The organism is Halobiforma lacisalsi AJ5, from assembly GCF_000226975.2.
GTDB classification, from domain to species: domain Archaea; phylum Halobacteriota; class Halobacteria; order Halobacteriales; family Natrialbaceae; genus Natronobacterium; species Natronobacterium lacisalsi.
The window spans coordinates 955,558-972,966 of sequence record NZ_CP019285.1 but is presented as its reverse complement, the minus strand read 5'-3'; the positions used below and the strand labels follow the sequence as shown (position 1 = coordinate 972,966).

21 protein-coding genes and 1 pseudogene are annotated in these 17,409 nt (G+C 62.1%); 10 read left to right on the top strand and 12 right to left on the bottom strand.

Features of this window, described 5'->3' with window-relative positions; all coding sequences use genetic code 11:
* Positions 1 to 169 precede the first annotated feature (169 nt).
* From CHINAEXTREME_RS22595 to tuf, 4 genes are all read left to right on the top strand, one after another.
* Positions 170 to 259 (top strand): hypothetical protein, encoded by a 90-nt coding sequence (locus CHINAEXTREME_RS22595; protein ID WP_449289595.1) that lies wholly within the window; start codon positions 170 to 172, stop codon positions 257 to 259.
* Entirely contained in the window at positions 259 to 1,041 is a 783-nt protein-coding gene (locus CHINAEXTREME_RS04575; protein WP_007141294.1) for a DUF7089 family protein, read from the top strand. The genes CHINAEXTREME_RS22595 and CHINAEXTREME_RS04575 overlap by 1 nt, the downstream gene beginning before the upstream one ends.
* 153 nt (positions 1,042 to 1,194) lie before the next feature.
* On the top strand, positions 1,195 to 1,713 hold the full coding sequence (locus CHINAEXTREME_RS04570; protein WP_044961462.1) for a cupredoxin domain-containing protein: 519 nt from the start codon (positions 1,195 to 1,197) through the stop codon (positions 1,711 to 1,713).
* Positions 1,714 to 1,897: 184 nt separating this feature from the next.
* Positions 1,898 to 3,166: a translation elongation factor EF-1 subunit alpha gene (tuf, locus tag CHINAEXTREME_RS04565; RefSeq protein WP_007141292.1), complete on the top strand. Its 1,269-nt coding sequence runs from the start codon at positions 1,898 to 1,900 to the stop codon at positions 3,164 to 3,166.
* Positions 3,167 to 3,254: 88 nt separating this feature from the next.
* Here the strand turns inward: tuf and CHINAEXTREME_RS04560 are convergent, their stop codons facing one another.
* The gene (locus CHINAEXTREME_RS04560; protein WP_007141291.1) at positions 3,255 to 3,833 is read right to left on the bottom strand and encodes a DUF7090 family protein; all 579 of its coding nucleotides are present in this window, start codon (positions 3,831 to 3,833) and stop codon (positions 3,255 to 3,257) included.
* 341 nt (positions 3,834 to 4,174) lie between these two features.
* Between CHINAEXTREME_RS04560 and CHINAEXTREME_RS04555 the strand changes: the two genes are divergently transcribed.
* Complete coding sequence (locus tag CHINAEXTREME_RS04555; protein ID WP_007141290.1) at positions 4,175 to 4,855, top strand: class I SAM-dependent methyltransferase; 681 nt, start codon at positions 4,175 to 4,177, stop codon at positions 4,853 to 4,855.
* A gap of 42 nt (positions 4,856 to 4,897) precedes the next feature.
* Here the strand turns inward: CHINAEXTREME_RS04555 and CHINAEXTREME_RS04550 are convergent, their stop codons facing one another.
* The 3 genes from CHINAEXTREME_RS04550 to CHINAEXTREME_RS04540 form a co-directional block, all read right to left on the bottom strand.
* The gene (locus CHINAEXTREME_RS04550) at positions 4,898 to 5,272 is read right to left on the bottom strand and encodes a 2Fe-2S iron-sulfur cluster-binding protein (RefSeq protein WP_007141289.1); all 375 of its coding nucleotides are present in this window, start codon (positions 5,270 to 5,272) and stop codon (positions 4,898 to 4,900) included.
* Between the two features lie 54 nt (positions 5,273 to 5,326).
* Positions 5,327 to 5,947, bottom strand: a complete 621-nt coding sequence (locus CHINAEXTREME_RS04545; RefSeq protein WP_007141288.1) for a DUF1684 domain-containing protein — start codon at positions 5,945 to 5,947, stop codon at positions 5,327 to 5,329.
* A 71-nt stretch (positions 5,948 to 6,018) separates the two neighbouring features.
* Positions 6,019 to 6,276, bottom strand: a complete 258-nt coding sequence (locus CHINAEXTREME_RS04540) for a hypothetical protein (RefSeq protein WP_007141287.1) — start codon at positions 6,274 to 6,276, stop codon at positions 6,019 to 6,021.
* A gap of 51 nt (positions 6,277 to 6,327) precedes the next feature.
* Between CHINAEXTREME_RS04540 and CHINAEXTREME_RS04535 the strand changes: the two genes are divergently transcribed.
* A complete protein-coding gene (locus tag CHINAEXTREME_RS04535; protein WP_007141286.1) occupies positions 6,328 to 6,957 on the top strand; it encodes a metal-dependent hydrolase in 630 nt (209 codons plus the stop codon).
* Between the two features lie 34 nt (positions 6,958 to 6,991).
* Here CHINAEXTREME_RS04535 and CHINAEXTREME_RS04530 read toward each other — a convergent pair whose 3' ends face one another.
* Complete coding sequence (locus CHINAEXTREME_RS04530) at positions 6,992 to 7,264, bottom strand: DUF7127 family protein (protein WP_007141285.1); 273 nt, start codon at positions 7,262 to 7,264, stop codon at positions 6,992 to 6,994.
* Positions 7,265 to 7,416: 152 nt separating this feature from the next.
* On the opposite strand from CHINAEXTREME_RS04530, the gene CHINAEXTREME_RS04525 reads away from it, so the two are divergent.
* Entirely contained in the window at positions 7,417 to 8,370 is a 954-nt protein-coding gene (locus tag CHINAEXTREME_RS04525; RefSeq protein ID WP_007141284.1) for a CPBP family intramembrane glutamic endopeptidase, read from the top strand.
* A gap of 132 nt (positions 8,371 to 8,502) precedes the next feature.
* The gene (locus tag CHINAEXTREME_RS04520; RefSeq protein ID WP_010546418.1) at positions 8,503 to 10,932 is read left to right on the top strand and encodes an ATP-dependent DNA helicase; all 2,430 of its coding nucleotides are present in this window, start codon (positions 8,503 to 8,505) and stop codon (positions 10,930 to 10,932) included.
* A gap of 28 nt (positions 10,933 to 10,960) precedes the next feature.
* On the opposite strand, the gene CHINAEXTREME_RS04515 is transcribed toward CHINAEXTREME_RS04520, so the two are convergent.
* The 5 genes from CHINAEXTREME_RS04515 to CHINAEXTREME_RS21375 form a co-directional block, all read right to left on the bottom strand.
* Positions 10,961 to 11,491 (bottom strand): hypothetical protein, encoded by a 531-nt coding sequence (locus tag CHINAEXTREME_RS04515; RefSeq protein WP_007141281.1) that lies wholly within the window; start codon positions 11,489 to 11,491, stop codon positions 10,961 to 10,963.
* Positions 11,488 to 12,273 carry a hypothetical protein gene (locus CHINAEXTREME_RS04510; protein WP_007141280.1) on the bottom strand — a complete coding sequence of 262 codons (786 nt, stop codon included), beginning with the start codon at positions 12,271 to 12,273 and terminating at the stop codon, positions 11,488 to 11,490. The genes CHINAEXTREME_RS04515 and CHINAEXTREME_RS04510 overlap by 4 nt, the downstream gene beginning before the upstream one ends.
* 11 nt (positions 12,274 to 12,284) lie before the next feature.
* A complete protein-coding gene (locus CHINAEXTREME_RS04505) occupies positions 12,285 to 12,914 on the bottom strand; it encodes a transposase (RefSeq protein ID WP_238593345.1) in 630 nt (209 codons plus the stop codon).
* Between the two features lie 71 nt (positions 12,915 to 12,985).
* Positions 12,986 to 13,387: a hypothetical protein gene (locus CHINAEXTREME_RS04500; RefSeq protein ID WP_193790372.1), complete on the bottom strand. Its 402-nt coding sequence runs from the start codon at positions 13,385 to 13,387 to the stop codon at positions 12,986 to 12,988.
* 238 nt (positions 13,388 to 13,625) lie between these two features.
* Complete coding sequence (locus tag CHINAEXTREME_RS21375) at positions 13,626 to 13,832, bottom strand: hypothetical protein (protein WP_152423889.1); 207 nt, start codon at positions 13,830 to 13,832, stop codon at positions 13,626 to 13,628.
* Positions 13,833 to 14,003: 171 nt separating this feature from the next.
* Between CHINAEXTREME_RS21375 and CHINAEXTREME_RS21370 the strand changes: the two genes are divergently transcribed.
* Entirely contained in the window at positions 14,004 to 15,134 is a 1,131-nt protein-coding gene (locus CHINAEXTREME_RS21370; RefSeq protein WP_152423888.1) for a hypothetical protein, read from the top strand.
* A gap of 395 nt (positions 15,135 to 15,529) precedes the next feature.
* On the top strand, positions 15,530 to 16,669 hold the full coding sequence (locus CHINAEXTREME_RS04495; protein WP_152423887.1) for an ISH3 family transposase: 1,140 nt from the start codon (positions 15,530 to 15,532) through the stop codon (positions 16,667 to 16,669).
* Here CHINAEXTREME_RS04495 and CHINAEXTREME_RS04490 read toward each other — a convergent pair.
* Positions 16,573 to 16,971 (bottom strand): annotated as a pseudogene (locus tag CHINAEXTREME_RS04490) (adenylyltransferase/cytidyltransferase family protein); the annotation flags it as partial. The gene CHINAEXTREME_RS04495 and the pseudogene CHINAEXTREME_RS04490 overlap by 97 nt on opposite strands.
* Positions 16,968 to 17,279, bottom strand: a complete 312-nt coding sequence (locus tag CHINAEXTREME_RS04485; protein WP_007141275.1) for a DUF7521 family protein — start codon at positions 17,277 to 17,279, stop codon at positions 16,968 to 16,970. The pseudogene CHINAEXTREME_RS04490 and the gene CHINAEXTREME_RS04485, both read right to left, overlap by 4 nt.
* Between the last annotated feature and the right edge of the window lie 130 nt (positions 17,280 to 17,409).

Genomic DNA, 17,409 nt, shown 5'->3' with positions numbered 1-17,409 from the left:
CGAGTCACGTTTCGTCCACCCCTCGAGTTCGGGTGGAGTCGCTCGAGCGAGAGACGGTCGGTCCCGACGGGTTCCGCGGCGCGACCGCCGGTGAACGAATGTAGACAGGTGAGCCAGTGAACGACTGCAGACAGATGGATTTAAGCGATGCGCGTGATAGCCTCCGACTATGAGCACTGCAACCAAGATCGTTCTCGCCACCGTCGGTGTATCGGCACTGCTGTCGGTTCTGATCATCTTCCAGACGGCCTTCGTCTGATGTTCGACGCCCGCGACCTGCCGGGTCCGGTGGCGGAGGTGCGGGACGAACACGCGCCGGAGGCGCTCGTCTTCGACTGTGAGCGGGATTTCGAGACGCTGCCGCCGGCCCAGGCCGAAGAGCTCGGCCTCGTCGCCGACTCCCTGCAGCCGGCGACGTATCCGGCGTCGTGGCTCCCCGAGGACGCGCCGTCGCTGCTCGCCCGGTACGCCGGGTCCGACCTGACGATCGGCATGCCCGGCGACGGCAGCGTCGTCTGGACACGCCAGACCGAACCGCCGGTCGTCCTGGTCAAACCGCGCGTCGAAGGGACGCCCGAACCGTTCCTCCAGTTCCTGCTCGCGGAGGCGTTCGTCGAACTCGGCCTCGAGATTCCCGAGCACTTCATTGGCTTTTTCGAGGACGCGTATCCGGACCTCGACGCGGCGGTGTCGCTGGATCCGAACGGGACCTACCAGGTCGCGGCGGCGCTGTACGACGGCTGGGTTGGGCTGCAGAGCCGGGAGGTCTTCGCCGAGTGGCACGACGACCGCCCCGAGTTGGCCGACGCCTGGCAGGACGCGGGAAGCCGCCTCGAGGACCGCGTCGCCGGGCTCCCGACGGCGGTGGCCCGCGGGGAGACGGAGTTCGCGGACGCGACGGAGTTGGCCTGTGCGGCGATCAAGCACGCGATCGAACTACCGGCACCGTTCGCGGCGCTCGATACGGACGCCTATCGATCCCACGGCCCCGAGTACGCGATCCGCTGGGCGGAGAAGACGTTCGATTCGCTCGCGGACTGACTCCTCCCCTCGTTTTCGCGCCACACTGCATCGTGGCGCCCGGGGCTTGCGCCCTCGTGGCGTCCGAGTTTCGGCATTCGTCCCGACTGCGCTCGTGTGTCCATCGTCCGTTCCTGGACAGGTTTTTACTACTCTTGTGTTGGATGTTAACGTATGACAGTAAAGGTGCCCGTATCACGCCGGACGCTCATCGGTGCCGTGGGTGGGACGACGCTGGCGTCGCTTTCGGGTTGTCTGGGTGAGCGCGAACGCGATGGGGGAACCGAAGGGGCCGCCGAATCCGAACTCGAGGAGGAGGAGGCGACGGGCGGGGCGGAATCGGAGGCCGTCGACGAGTGGGAGGACGTCGACGAGATCCGACTCGCGACGGACATCACCGTCTGGATTGGCGTCGATCCGGACCCGATCGACGGGGTGGAAAACCCCACGCTCGTCGTCTTCGAGGGTCGGGAGTACGCCATCACCTGGGAGAACCGGGGCGAGTTCCTGCACAACATCGAACTCCGTGACGAGGACGACGAGGTCGTCGACGACTACGCGACGCCGCCGATGGACACCGAAGGCGAGACACAGACCCTCGAGTTCGAGGCGACTCCGGAGATCGCCGAGTACGTCTGTGACCCACACGAGATGACGATGCGGGGGGACGTGGAGGTCGTCGACCCCGCCTGAAGTCGTCGTGGCTGCGCCGTCCGGGTCAGGGTTCGGGTCCGGGACCGAGACCGAGGCCGGTACCCGACCTCGAGCGGCCGCTTCGTCGGTGGACCCCGCGTAACCGTTTTGATCCGTCGGGTGGTAGTTCCGCAATCGAGGTGTGGGGGATAATAACACTCCTCCCGCACCGGAGGGGGTGAGCATGACCCAGGAGAAACCACACCAGAATCTGGCCATCATCGGTCACGTAGACCACGGAAAGAGCACGCTCGTCGGCCGCTTGATGTTCGAGACGGGCAGCGTCCCGGAGCACGTCATCGAACAGCACCGGGAGGAAGCCGAGGAGAAGGGGAAAGGCGGCTTCGAGTTCGCCTACGTCATGGACAACCTCGCGGAAGAGCGGGAGCGAGGGCTGACGATCGACATCGCCCACCAGGAGTTCGAGACCGACGAGTACGACTTCACAATCGTCGACACGCCCGGGCACCGCGACTTCGTCAAGAACATGATCACCGGCGCGAGCCAGGCGGACCACGCTGTCCTCGTGGTCGCCGCCGACGACGGCGTCGCGCCCCAGACCCAGGAACACGTCTTCCTGGCTCGCACGCTCGGTATCGACGAACTCGTCGTCGCCGTCAACAAGATGGACGTCGTCGAGTACGAGGAGACCCGCTTCAGGGAGGTCGTCGCCGAAGTCAAGGACCTCCTCGATCAGGTCCGGTTCGCGACGGAGGACGCCTCGTTCATCCCGATCTCGGCCTTCGAGGGCGACAACGTCGCGGAGCTAAGCGACCAGATGCCCTGGTACGACGGCCGTGCCCTGCTCGAGACGCTGAACGACCTGCCGGTGCCGGAGCCGCCGACGGACGCGCCGCTCCGACTCCCGATCCAGGACGTCTACACGATTTCGGGGATCGGCACCGTCCCGGTCGGACGCATCGAGACCGGACAGATGCGGGCCGGGGACGAGGTCTCGTTCCAGCCCAGCGACGTCGGCGGCGAGGTCAAGACCATCGAGATGCACCACGAGGAGATCGACCTCGCGGAACCCGGTGACAACGTCGGATTCAACGTCCGCGGCGTCGGCAAAGACGACATTCGGCGCGGCGACGTCTGTGGGCCCGCCGACGATCCGCCGACCGTCGCCGAGACGTTCCAGGCCCAGATCGTCGTCATGCAGCATCCGAGCGTGATCACGGCCGGCTATACGCCGGTCTTCCACGCTCACACGGCCCAGGTCGCCTGCACGGTCGAATCGCTCGACCAGAAGATCGATCCCTCCAGCGGCGAGGTCCAGGAGGAGGATCCCGACTTCATCCAGGCGGGCGACGCCGCCGTCGTCACCGTCCGTCCGCAGAAGCCGCTCAGCATCGAGCCGTCGGAGGAGATTCCCGAACTCGGGAGCTTCGCGATTCGGGACATGGGACAGACGGTCGCCGCCGGTCGGGTCCTGAACGTCTCGGAGAAGTAAGTCGGCTCTCGCCGGTTCCGTCGGTTTCGCGGCCCCGTTTTTCGGTCGGGATCCCCTACGCTACGTCCGGTGCCGGACCGCGTGTCGATCAGAACTCGACGTCGACGGAGCCGTCCTCGTCGAGATCGACCACGCCGTCGAACTGCTCGCGGAAGCGATCGACCGTCTCGGGGTCGTGTGGCTCCTCCGAGAGGTGAAACAGGCCCGCGGCGTCGTACTCCTCGAGCAGTGCACAGATCCGTTCGACGGCCTCGAGCGCCCGCTCGTCGCCGGCATAGTAGGCGAGTTCGGTGACGGAGTCGAAGCTGATACGGAGTTTGCCGTCGTGGGCCTCCAGGAAACCCTCGATGTGTTCGACGATGCCGTCGACGTCGTCGGGTGCGGCGACGTAGTGGACGGTGTCGCTCTTGCGCCGGGAGTAGCCCCGTTCGATGGAGAGCGTATCGAGGATCTCCGCGCGTTCCTCGTCGACGTCGTAGTGCTCGAGTTTCTGCTTGACTTCGCGGGCGGTCGTTCGCGTCGACACGACGAGGAAGTGATCGGTGTCGGCCTTGAGGAAGTCGGTGTCGATGCGATCGGTTTCGCCGGTGCTCGGGTGCAAGAGGAGAATCCCCGTTCCCCCGGGCACCGTCGATGGCGCGTTTTCGATCTCGAGCGTGTATTCCATACTGGCGAGAAACTTCGGGGATCGACTTAATAGTGCGGATGTTATGTCTCGGCGTACCGGGCGTACCGCCCGTTCGGCGCGTCGAGTCTCGTTCGTGTGGCGGCCCCGTCGCGGACTCGTCGCTGGCGGTTTCGACTGCGAAAGGGAAAGGGAAAGGGGGACACAGAGAGCCTTCGTTCGACCGACGCCGATGCCCACGGTGTTCGGCCGACGGTTGCCTCTCCACTCTCCTATTTTTAGGGTGGCCTAAAGAAACTAACGGTCGTCGCGAGCCACTCGTGGTCGACCCCGTAGCATCGGAACCCGAACTCGTTTTGCGCACCGAGGACGACGGTCCGGACATGAGCGTCCGTGAGGAGTTCGACGACTGGGCAACGAGTGGTCGCGACAAGGGTATGGAAGACCGACACTGGAACACGGCGAAACACGCGCTCGCGCGTATGCCGGTCGAACCCGGCGATACGATTCTGGATCTCGGCTGTGGCAGCGGGTACGCCGGCCGCGCGCTGCGGGACAACGCGGAGGCTGGCCGCGTCTACGGCCTCGACGGGTCGCCCGAGATGGCCCGTAACGCGACCGAGTACACCGACGACTCGGACGTCGGCTACCTCGTCGGCGACTTCGATTCGCTTCCCTTCGCCGACGACTCGATCGACCACGTCTGGTCGATGGAAGCGTTCTACTACGCCGCCGATCCGCACAACACGCTCGAGGAGATCGCGCGGATCCTCCGGCCCGGCGGAACCTTCTACTGTGCCGTCAACTACTACGAGGAGAACGTCCACTCCCACGAGTGGCAGGAGTCGATCGACGTCGAGATGACCCGCTGGGATCGCGAGGAGTACCGCCGGGCGTTCCGGGAGGCCGGCCTCCGCGTGGCCGAGCAGGACAACATCCCGGACCGGGAGACGACGATCCCGGACGCGTCCGCGTTCCCGACCGAAGACTGGGACACTCGCGAGGACATGGTCGAACGCTACCGCGAGTACGGGACGTTGCTGACGGTCGGCGTCGCCCCCTGATTTCGACTGGAACCCCGTCGGGCCGACTCGAGTGAGTGCCGATCAGCCCGTGGATTCGGGCGCGTCGGACTGCTCGTCGCTTTCTGCCCGTCCGTCGTCCGATGGCTCCCGCTGTCCCCAGAACCCCTCGCCTTTCCTCACCTCGAGGTCGCCGCGTACCTCTGTCTGGCAGGCCAATCGCAACCCCTCGCGGCCGCGCAGCGGCGGCACCGAGAGCCGCCGTCTTTCGGCCGCCGTCGGTTCGCTCACGTCGCCCTCGACTCGAACGGCGCAGGTGCCACAGGTCGCGTGACCGCCGCAATTGAGCGTGTCGGCCATCCCGTTGTGCGGCGACAGTCCCGCCTCGAGTAACACGTCCCGGAGGATCGCTCCGCGTTCGCACTCGATCCGTTCGCCCCGGTAGTACACGGTCGGCATAAAGTGTCACACGGTACCGAACTACAAAGAGCCGCGGGGCCGCCGTCGACGGCGCTACTCGAAGCGTTCGCCGGCCGGAATCGCGGCCTCGAGCCAGTTCTCCTCGGGCGGGAGCGGGCAGTCGAACGTCTCGCTGTAGGCACAGAAGGGCGTGTACGCGAGGTTGAAGTCGACGACGAGTTCGTCCCCATCTGCGAGTTCCCGGTCGGGTGCCAGTTCCATGTAGCGGCCGCCCTCGTAGGTCTGCTGGCCGGTCGTCTTGTCCCGGAAGGGGATGAAAAGCGGCTCGTCCGCCCGATTTCCCTGGGGGCGCTCCTGCTGGTAGGCGGCCAGCTCCAGGGTAGCGTCCTCGAGGTCCTCGTCCTCGCGCTCGAGGTCGACGGAGAGGGTCACCGTCCGGAGGTAGCGCATCTCCCGGCCCGCGGTGGTGTCCATCAGGACGACTTCGGGGTCGTCGTGAACCGTCGCGGTCGCGGTTACGCGGTACTCCGGATCGGGGTCGAAGTAGTCCAGTCCGTCGAACCCGTCGCGTTCCTCGGGCGGGATCGGCGACTGCGGGTGCTCGGCGAAGAACTCGTTTTTTTCGGCGCGTTTGGCCTCGAGTTCGTCGCGCCACTGGTCGACGTCGAAGTCGGTATCGGCATCGGCGTCGGCGTCGGCGTCCGTCTCGCTCATACCTCCGATTGTGGCCCCACACTCGAGTGCGTTGCGTTCGTCGGCCGACCGTCGCTGGCAGTCGAGATCGATTACAGTCGTTCGGCGATTCGCTCGAGCGTCGCGACGATTCTGTAGAGGAAATACGCCGTCGTGGCTCCGATCCCGATCCAGAACCACGTCACGGCGGTTCCCGAATCCTGTGTCAGGACCGTCCCGCCGATGCCGACGAGCGTACAGACGAACAGGACGCTTGCACCGACTCCTCCGGATCCGGACGTCGTTTCGACCAGACGTTCGGATGACGGACCGTTCGGATCGGTGTTACGAAAATCACACGTCCGGTTCATCCGCTGAGAGCGGGGCGAATCCACTTCCCTGTGCCGCGGTTACGGGCTATCATGTGGCCCTGGGAACACGCGCTCGTGGGGTATCTCGCCTACTCGCTGTGTTGTCACGCCTTCCACCGCGAGTCCCCGGACGGCCTCGAGGCGTTCGCGGTCGTCGCCGCCTCCGTCCTGCCCGACCTGATCGACAAGCCGCTGGCCTGGGAGTTCGGCGTCTTCGAGACCGGCTACGCGCTTGGCCACTCGATCTTCGTCGCGGTCCCGCTGGCGATCGTCGTCGGCTCGCTCGCGCGGGCCTGGGGTCGACCCCGCGCGGGGCTCGCGTTCGGCCTCGGCTACCTGTTGCACCTGCCCGCCGACGTCGTCGATGGCTACGTCAGGGGCGGCACCCTCGAGTTCGGCATCGTCCTCTGGCCGGTCGCGCCCGTCGAGACGCCTCCCACGGCCGCTCCCGCGGGCTTTCTCAGCGAGTTCTCCCGGCTGTTCGCCGGCTACCGGGAGCAGTTGCTCGCCGGTGAACTCTCGACGTACCTGTGGCTGCAGTTCGGGATCGTCGTCCTGACGGCGCTGCTGTGGCTCTACGACGGTGCACCGGTCGCCCGCGAGTGTCTGGTCAGTGGGAAACGGACGCTGGTTTCGATGGGATCGTCCGTCCGTGGGCTACGGGAACGGCGAGAACGGTGAGGAGTTGCCCCGACGAACGTGGTGTCGCCCTCGCTCAGTCGTCCGGTTCGCCCGCGATCGTCACGACGCCGTTGCGGACGGAGACGTCGGTCGCCGACGGCGGAAGGTCGAACTCGCACTCGAGTCCCTGATCGTCCGCGACGACGATGACCCGCGAGTCGACAACGTCGACGGAAAGCTCGTCGCCGGTGACCCCGTCTCGGCCGAAGTCGACCGCGATGAGGCTCTCGTTCGTATCGTCGTACTCGAAACTCCGAACGAGCGCGTCGTCACCCTCGGCGTTTCGGAGCGGTTCTGGTACGTTCACGTCAAGTCCCAGGGACCAGTGGATGGTAAGCCTCCGGCCGGCAACGTCCTGCCACACCTGCGGTCGAGAAGCGACACAACGTTTATCGATCGCCCGGCACACCAGTCAACCATGTTACATTCGGGCGGCTCGCCGACGGGGGTGACGCCGGCGTGACCGGGATCGATCGTCGATCGCTCGCGACCTTCCTGGGGACGCTGGCGGTGCTCTCCGGCACGATCGTCGCCGTCTCGCGGCTCGCCGGCGTGAGCATGCTCGCGCTCGCGCCCGCGTACATGTTCACGCCGATGCTCGCCGGCATCGCGACCTGTATCGTCGGTCCGCCGTCGTTCGAGGCGGCGGGGCTCAGGCTCCCGCGGGGTCGATTTCGCTGGCTCGCAGTCGCCGTCGCCGTCCCGATCGTCCTCGTGTTGCTGGGAACGGCGATCTCGCTGGGGCTGCCGGGGGTGGAGTTCGTCCCCGACGCGAACCCGCTGACCGGCGAGGGAACCCAGTTCGCCCAGCCACAGGACGGCGAGGCGACCCCGGCCGGCCCGTCGTTGCCCGGTTGGCCCTGGAACCTGCTGATCTCGATCGTGGCCGCGGTCGTCTTCGGCGTCACGATCAACGGCGTCTTCGCGTTCGGCGAGGAGTTCGGCTGGCGCGGCGTCTTTCTGACGGAACTCGCTCCCCTCGGCTTCTGGGGCGCGTCCGCAGTTATCGGCCTCTGCTGGGGGCTCTGGCACGCGCCCGTCATCCTCGAGGGGTACAACTATCCGAACTACCCCGTCGTCGGCGTCGGGATGATGACCGCGGCCTGTCTGGCGATGTCGCCGGTCTATACGTACGTCACGATCGAAGCGAAGTCGGTGCTCGCCCCCACCGCGCTGCACGGCACGTTCAACGCCTTCGCGGCGACGATGCTCGTCTTCGCCCAGGGCGGGTCGGAACTCGTCGTCAACCCCGTCGGCGCGGTCGGCATCGCGGTCTTCGGGCTCGCCGCCGTCGGGATCGCTCTCACCGGAACGCCCGCGCTCGAGGGGGACTGGGCGCTGCCGGTGGAGGGCGAAGCCGGGGGCGACGGCCGGGACGGCGGGACCCTCGAGGGGTCGCCGCTCGAGGAGTAGCGGTCGTCGGCCCCTCTCGTCTTGACTCGACAGCTACTGATCGGGGCGCGGAACGAGCCGACGTTTATGAGGGAAGCCGCCGCGACTTTGGTCCGTCAACGCTATGGACGACCGCCCACGAGTACGCGAAGAATGACGGACTGGCGCTCGATCTTCGGCCACGCCGAACCCTACGACGAGCAGGTCGACGGGATCGAAACCGCGATCGAGACCGCCCGCGAGGGCGGCTACACCGTCGTCGAGGGGGCCTGTGGCACCGGGAAGACCATGCTCGCGCTGACGGCCGGGATCGACCTCGTGCGCGACCCCGACAGCGACTACGAGCGCGTCCTCGTGCTCACGAGCGTCAAACAGCAACTGCGCCAGTTCGAGGCGGACCTCGAGACGATCAACGAGAACCTGCCCGACGACTGGCGGCCCGTCTCGGGGCTCACGCTGGTCGGCAAGGCCGACGTCTGTCCGTACAACCGCGAGGGAGCGGCGGAGATCGACGACGGCAACGTCTACGACCGCTGCGAGACGCTGCGGGACCGCACCCGTGACCTCACGGGCGAGGGCGGCGAGACGACCGCGCAAAACCTCGCCGCGCGGGCCCGTAGCCAGCAGATCGGGCTGGCCGACAGCGGCCGTACGAACAGTGGGACCTACCTCGAGACTGCGGGCGAACCGACGCCCTACCCGCGGGACCTCCCGGAGTACGACGACGGCGGCGCGGCCGGCGTCGCCACGGAGTACTGCCCGTTCTACGCCCAATACCTCGAGGACCTGCCGGAAAGCGAGGACGGAACCGGCGACCCCGCGGAGGCCGTCCCCTACGACTTCACCCAGGCCGGGATGGTCACCCCCGAGGACCTGGTGGCCCGCGCAGCTCGGAACGGCACCTGCCCGCATTCGGTGATGGGCGCGGCGCTTGGCCAGGTCGAGGTCGTCGTCGGCAACTACTACCACGCGTTCGACCCCAGAACCGTCGGCTCATTTACGGGCGCGTTGCTCGACGACTCGACGTTCGTCGTCTGTGACGAGGCGCACATGCTCGAGCCCCGGGTCCGGGATCTAGTCAGCGACGGGGTCGGGGACCGTACGCTGCGGGACGCCGAGACCGAACTCTCGCGGGTCATTCAGCCGGTGAAGTTCGAGCGTGAGGGGCGACGCGCGGAGGGGGGCTCCCAGACGGCTGATGCAGACCTCGTGCGCGCCGAACTGAACGACAGCGACGTCACCTACGAGGAACTCAACCGCACCCTCGAGTTCATCGGCGACCTCCGGGCGGAACTCGACCGCCGGGTGACGGCCTATCTCGACCGGAACCACAGGGGGTGGAAATCGAACCTGAACGATCTCGAGGACGACGAGCTCCCCCTGCGCGACCCGGCGGAACCCGCCGAGGACGAGATCACGGAGTGGGCCCGCGAGGCCGGCTACGGCGACGCCGAGTGGGTCCGCGCCGAAGCCGTCGGGGCCGTCGTCGCCCGGATCCTGAACGAGGCCGAGGACGAGGAGCGCACCCGCGCCGCGCCCGCGGTCGGCCGCGTGCTCGGCGAGTGGTACCGCCGCGATCACACCGATTACTTCCGGGAGATCGAACTCGAGCGGACCTGGGACGACACCGAACCCGCGGATTCCTGGCGGCGAGCCTACAACGCTCGCCTCGCGCTGCACAACTGCGTCCCGAGCGACGCCATCGGCGAACGGCTCGCGGCCTTCGGCGGCGGCGTCCTGATGAGTGCCACCCTCGAGCCGATCGACGCCTTCACCGAGGTGACGGGACTGGAGTACCTCGCACGCGAAGAAGACAGGCCGATCGTCGAGCGCCGCTACGGGCTACACTTCCCCGAGGAGAACCGCGAGAGCTTCGCGGTCGCCGCGCCGAAGTTCACCTACGACAACCGTGGCTATCCGGGCGAGGAGAACCCGACCAGGACCCACTACGCCGACGCGGTCTCGAAGGTCGCCCGGCTCCCGGGCAACGTCCTCGTCGGGATGCCCAGCTACGCCGAGGCCGAGTGGATCGCCGGCGAACTCGAGGAACGAGTCGACAAACCCGTCCTGCTCGACGCCTCGAGCGACGACGAGACGACCCAGTCGCTGAAAGCCGAGTTCTTCGCGGGCGACGGGAAGGTGCTCGTGACGAGCCTGCGCGGGACGCTGACCGAGGGGGTCGACTACAGCGGCGACCGGCTCTCGGCCGCCGTGGTCTGTGGCGTCCCGATCGTCAACACCTCGAGCCCGCGGACGAAGGCCGTTCGGCGGGCCTACGACGACGCGTTCGGGGACGTCCCCGGGCAACGGTCGGGGAGCAAGCCAGGCGCATCAGCGTCTGGCGTGGGGTTCGAGTACGCGCTGACGATCCCTGCGGTCCGGAAGGCACGGCAGGCGATCGGTCGCGTCATCCGCTCGCCCGAGGACGTCGGGGTGCGGGTCCTGCTCGACGAGCGCTACGCCCGCGATAGCTGGGACTCCGTGCGCGAATACCTGCCCGACGACGGCGAGTTCCAGTCGGTCAGTTCGGACATGCTCGAGTACGGCCTCGAGCGGTTCCGCTCGCGGCTCGAGTCGGCCTAGCAGTAGTTTGGAATTTGCGTACTATATTTCAGACCCACCGCTTGGCAGAGGCCGCTTCAAAGTCGGCTTCGCGAAGGCCGTGGAGCACCTCGAGCCCGGTGACTCTGATACCGGTGTGATCGAGTCGGTACGGCAACTCGTGGTTGAGCGCGACCCAGAAGTTGAAGAACAGTTGCCCAGCGCCGAAATAGAGAGCCCGAACTTCGGGGCTGGCGGATCCGCACCGACCCGTGAAGTCCTGTTTGAGCTGGCGGATCGCCGTTTCAACACGCCACCGGTACCGATACTGGTAGGCGAGGCCGCGGAGATCGCGTGTTGCGACGTCCATATTGGTATTCCAGGCCGCCCACGTCCCTTCGTCCTCAACCTCCTCGAACTTGAGGTCGGGGCGTACGATCACCTCCTGGCGCTCGGCATACTCCGCCCCTTCACGATTTTCTTCGCCGTCATCAGTCCGCTCGAGCGTGATCTTTTCACCGGTGTCACTCTCGGCACCGAAGTCGGTGAGTGATCTGTATTCGGTGTCGGCGTCGCCACTATCGTCGACTGTCTCTTTCACCTCAACAGTCTCCGGGTGGAGGGGACAGGCGAAGATGTTGATCTCACGGGGGTCTGATCCGAATTCGACGTTTTTTGTCCTCCAGGTGTGGCTGGCGGGAGGGTTTTCGCGAGTTCCTCGCGCTTGCCGTTCATCTTGCCTTGACTCAGCCAGTTCAGTCCGTGTTTCTCGCAGATATCGATGGTTTTGGTGTTCCCCAGGCCGCTGTCGAGGTAGATTCGCCCGAGTTCGAGGTCGAAGCGGTCTGTAACGGCCTCGAGCATGTCGTCTAAGACCTCGTCGTATTTGTCCGCTGCCGGGGCCGGCTTGAAGCCGAGAACGTAGTTTCGGTCGGGTGCAGTGATCGACAGGACAGCGAGGGGCCAGAACCAAGTCGTATTGTCTTTGAGCTGCGACTTGATCCGCGCCTCTTCATCGGTTGGATCACCGTCTTCGTCGGTATCCACACTGCCGTACCAGGAGACTTTCGTGATGTCAAACCCGAGGTGGACCGGTTCGGCGGGGAAAAGGCCGTGTCGCTCGAGGAGCGCGCACGTAGCGTCAAAGAACCGGTCCGCATGCTCATCGACGTCGAACTTCTGAGCATACTGGTGTAGCGTCGATGGGGCAGGGACGTCGACGTCGTCGTCAGAAAGCCAGCGGAGGATTTCAGACCCGTTTGCTGCATAACAGTCCTCGAGTACGATGTGAGCAAGGAGGCGGTAAAAGGACTCAGGGGCGAGCTGGTAATTCGGAGCAGTTCGGTCGCGATCGAAGTCGATGTGCGGAATGGCGAGTTCCATATACTCAGCGACTATATCACTGAGTGCCCGCATCTTCCCTCGGTGCTGATCTCGCGCTCGTATTTCGTAACCTCGTAGTAGAAATCCGGCTTTCGTGGGTTTGGCCCCGCGTGGCGGAGTGGTCTGCCATCCGGCATCGTGTCCTGCATCACGGCGTTATCTCCACGGCGAGCAGCCTCCTCGATCGCGTCCTCGTCGAGGTCGGGTATCTCGCGCCAGAGCGTAGTATCACTCGGAACGTCAGTCGGATCGAATCCCGCTTCGCGAGCGATGGTCTCCGACGAGTTGAGCCGCTCCTCGAGATCTTCATAGCTGTCGTCGAACAGCTCTCGAAGGAGGGCTGCCCGGTACATCCGCTGCTCTCGTTCCTCGAGGTCGTCCCACTCGTCGAAGAGGCTGCTTTCCGGAACGAGCGTGAGATCGAAATAGCGGATCGCACGTTGCGCCTTCACTGTCGAGAAACCGATCGGGTTGTCGGGTTCGATTACAAACTGGCGGCGCAACAGATCCGGGCGGTCGGCCCGATCCTCAAATTCCGTTACCCATGGCCGGCTATCCGCACCATCAAGTTCAGGTGGGAGGTTAGGGCTGTGATCCCGCAGGTGCTCAGGGGGTAAATCGGGATCCTTCTCCGGACTCATCACCCTCGGTATCCCACGCCGGCGAGTTAGTCCATTCGGCTGAAATATAGCGGCTAAAATCCAAACTACTGCTAAACAGCTTCGACACGTTCCTGATCCGAATTATCCCTGCCAAGGTGTACAGTTGATCGTAACCAATCAACATTCGTGTGGCCCACCTTTTTGAAGAAATAAATAGAATTTGCATAATCGAGGTCGTGGGCTTTGTGCCGGAACGGGTAGAAGGGGTACTCCTCACCAGCGGAGTAAATGCTGTTGAGAATATCAAGTTCCCCACTACGATCTGCATGCACAGCTACGGTAACAGTAACCCCGTCAATGGTGCTTGCTTCAATCGCAACCGACTGATCATACGTCGATTCTTCGGCACGAAATACTCGAGGATAATAACACCCACCATTCTCTATAACATGTTCATAATCCCCCGGAATTTCAACTTCTCCCAGATCATCGGTAGACTTCTCCCAGATCATCGGTAGAATACAATATCTTATATTTAGCAGGCTCAGTTGACGAGAATGGATCAATTATTTCATTATTATCCCTGAGTGATCTATATTGTCGTCGTAAACAAGATTATCATTACGATGTGATTGCAACTGGATAGATGGGGAGTTTCAGAGGTTGAGTCCTGAAAGAATATACTACCAGACGGATTCCACCAGAATAAGAAATTTAAGGGGGGGGGGGGAGGGGGTGTTGATTTTCAACCTATTCTATTTCGTGCAAAATCTTTTCTGCTATTATAACTAATCTTGCTAAAAGAAACAATCCAGCTAATCCAACACCTATCCAAAACAAAGTTATAATATTCCTCATATTATTAGTCAGTGAACCCGTTACCAATCCTATAATTATAAAAATAACTACAATTTTTAATGCGAAATATTCGAATTTGTGAATTTCTTCGGAGGACATAATTCAATTTTGACCTCAAATAGATGTCTGTTCACATGTTACTTATAGATAATCACTCTTTACTATTCAGTTACTACGATAAGCTAGTTCTATGCATATGCTGCTGACCAGTAAACTAATTGCTTATAGATATTAGAAAAACATATATCCAGTGAGGAAATAATGATTACTATGCCTGAAAATCAGGCAAACCAAGGTGACGGTATCGATAAAAGCCACCACAAGTCCCGAAGAGGGATCTTAAAATTAGCAGCGGCTGGTTCCACCTCACCCCTGTTTTTTAGTGAGACCACAGTCGCTCAATCTAATAGTAAAACGATTTTGGAAATGACTGCAAAAGATGGTGAGCCATTGTCAAAAAAGCAAATTGATAGTAGCCTGAAAAAATTTTTCCGTATGCTTCCAAACAGTAGAAAAGAAAACAAGATAGTTTATGGTGTCCCAGATTATGAAATTGACACAGATATTTACTCTTATGTGTTAAAAGTTGGTCGGGATGGCCGCCCAGTTTCCTTTGTCGGGACTTCATCAGTAGGTGGTACTAAAGCTAAATCTGTCACTCGGAGAGGGGTAAAAGTCCGTTCAGAAGTGGAAGGGATGGATACCATTGAAAGCTTAGACAGTTCAACAGATGATACAATGTTACAGAAGTCCAGTCAAGATGATGTAGATGGTGTGACTCATGGAAGTGACTGGGAAGATAAGTCTGTTGTAACAGCGTATGAAGAACACGATGCTGGCGAATTGACCATTACTGCTCAACCTGCACAATATGATGATGAACTAGATGGAAAAGACGATGCAGAATATTGGGCTTGGACTGGATCTTATAGGATGGTGCCATACCATTATCACGGATCAGCGAGGATAAATTTCGCCGAAACTAAACAGGATTGGACATATGGCGTTTTCTCCCCGGTCGAGCCCTACATAAGTTCCACAGATCCCACTGGAGAAGTAAGCGGTGAGAGTTCATTCCAAGCGGGTATTTCGTATGGAACAGCTGGCATTTCAGGCACTATAGGTTGGCAATATAGTCAACCTGAGATTGTAATGGCGGAAGTCACCGACAAAAGCAATGGAGAGTATTTCAACTATACTCATGACTATGACAACCAGGCAGCTTGGCAGTATATCGCGGAGACCGGATATGGATCAACATTTGAGCCCACCTGTGGTAGCGCTTGTTGGATAGAAAACACAGAATGTTCAGGTATCGGTCAGTTTTCTCGCGTAGAAAGTATGGCGCAGATGAATGGTGTCTGGATAGAAGCGGGCACAGGTACTAGTATCGAGTGCTGAATATTGGAGTATCGGCAGTTGCTAATTCAATTTATTCAGATTAGAGCATGAAATTCGCGTTCAGTGTAGAGTATATACGCGCTAGTATCAAAAATCCCCTGAGAAATTATTTGAAGATCGCTTCAGGGCTTCCTTCTCGCCGAGATAGTCTCAACGACAACATTCGGATCAGAACTGCCCTGTTCGGCGGCAACCGCCACAGTTTGGGTCGAGAGCCGGTTCACGGCGTCGCCGTAGGTTCAATACCCTAACCGGCAGCCAGACTGCAACGTCGGCGTCTCACTGCGGATTCCGGTTAGAAGATTCAGACGACGATGACGGATAACGACTACCAATGCCAATCAGATTCAGTACCTCACAAAGCTCGCAAGTTGAAGGAGTCCGCTTGCTGAGTTGTGTCCAAGCAAGCAAAGCAAGCGGACAGTGAAATCCACGAAGACCAACTTCTTAACTTCCTCGTCAACCGGCTTGACGAGGAAGTTTCTCTCACCCTGGCGAATAACGCTGAAATCGATCCCGAGGACATTCACGAGGTCCTCGTCGGCGCGACCGCCGATGGAACCTCGATCTCCACGCTGTGCAACTCCAGTAAAGAGTCGCCACCGGCGAACACGATCCTGTACCACCTCCGGACGAAGTTCGAGCCGGAACGGCTCGAACGAGTCGCTAACAAGCCCCTTCGGCGAGATGTCGTCGAACTCCTCCCCGAGCAGGTGGAGGTCTGCGCAGACCTCCACCTGCGGTCCTACTACGGTGACGAAGACAACACAGAGGGCCTCTATCATTCAGAAGCCAAGCGTGGAACTACTGCGTTCCACGCGTACGCGACGCTCTACGCACGCGTGAAGAACAAGCACTACACGCTGGCGGTGCGCCGTCTCGAAGACGGCGACACCGCCAGCAGCATCCTCGCCGAGTTCCTCGGTGTTCTCGACGGCCTTGACACCGGGGTCAAGGCCGTTTACCTTGATCGCAGATTCTACGACAGCAAGTGCCTCACGCTACTCCAGGCTCACAACTACGCCTACGTGATCCCGATCATCTGGTGGGGTGAGACGATTCAACAGGAACTCTCGGAAGGATGGAGCCGTGTCATCGAACACGATCTGACAGGGAAACTCGACGGCCACAGCTGGACCGTCGAGTTTTCCGTCTACATCGACTGTACGTACCTGAACGGGCGGTACGATGACCACGGCGTGGCGCGTCACGGCTACGCCGCTGACGCGCCGTTCATTGAGACACCACGCGATGCTCGCTACCATTACAGCAAACGCTTCGGTATCGAGTCGAGCTATCGCTTGTCCGAGCAAGCGATAGCGACGACAACGACGCGAGATGCAACGGTTCGGTTTCTGTACGTCGTGGTGAGTCTGCTGTTGCAGAACGTCTGGCGGTATCTCCACTACGAATACGTGGCGACGCCCCGCCGAGGCGGGCGTCGCCTCTGGTGGCTGGCCCGTTCGACGCGACAGTCGATCCCCCACTCGGCGAGCATCGCGGTGACCTCGCGTTCGTCGTGGTGCTGGTCGTGACCCAGCACGAGCACGTCGGGATCGATCGCCCGGATCGGCACGGAGAAGTCCTCGGGGTGGCCAAGCCGGGCGTGATCGACGACCTCGAGGGCGGCGACGGCGTCGCGTCGCTGTGGGGCGGGGACGATCGGAGCCGGTTTGTGGTCGACCGTCTCCGGGCGGGCGACGATTACGTGGAGTTTCTCGCCCAACGCGGCCGCCTCCTCGAGGTAGTGGACGTGGCCGGGGTGGAGCAAGTCGAAGGTTCCCTGGGCGACGACGCGGACCGGATCGGTCGCCTCGGCTCGTTCACCTCCGCTCATCCCGACCCTCCGACCGTGACGGTCGTCGTCGCGGATGTCTCGGTGTACAGCGAGTACAGGAGAACGGCGAACCCGCCGGCGGTACAGGAACTCTGGATCGCGACGCCAAGCGCGATGCTCCCGCCGATCAGGTGGGCGAGGCCGGCGATGCCCGATCCGGCGACGATGAAGCCGAAGCCGGCGGCTACCGCCCGCAGCGCCCGAGAGCCGGTTCGGCGGAACGCCCGGTAGGCGAGCCCCGCGACCGCGCCGCCGAGGAGTAGCGTCGCGGCGTTGGCTGCCACGATGAAAGCCGTGTATTCGTTCATGGCTGTCGTATTGGGTGTCGGAAACGGGGATCCGTACCGACTCTCCACGATTCGGATACTTCAGTCGTTCCGTCGGTTCCCAGGTAAGTGGAACTGTCGAAGAACACGTTCGGTCAATTAGGACCCTCTC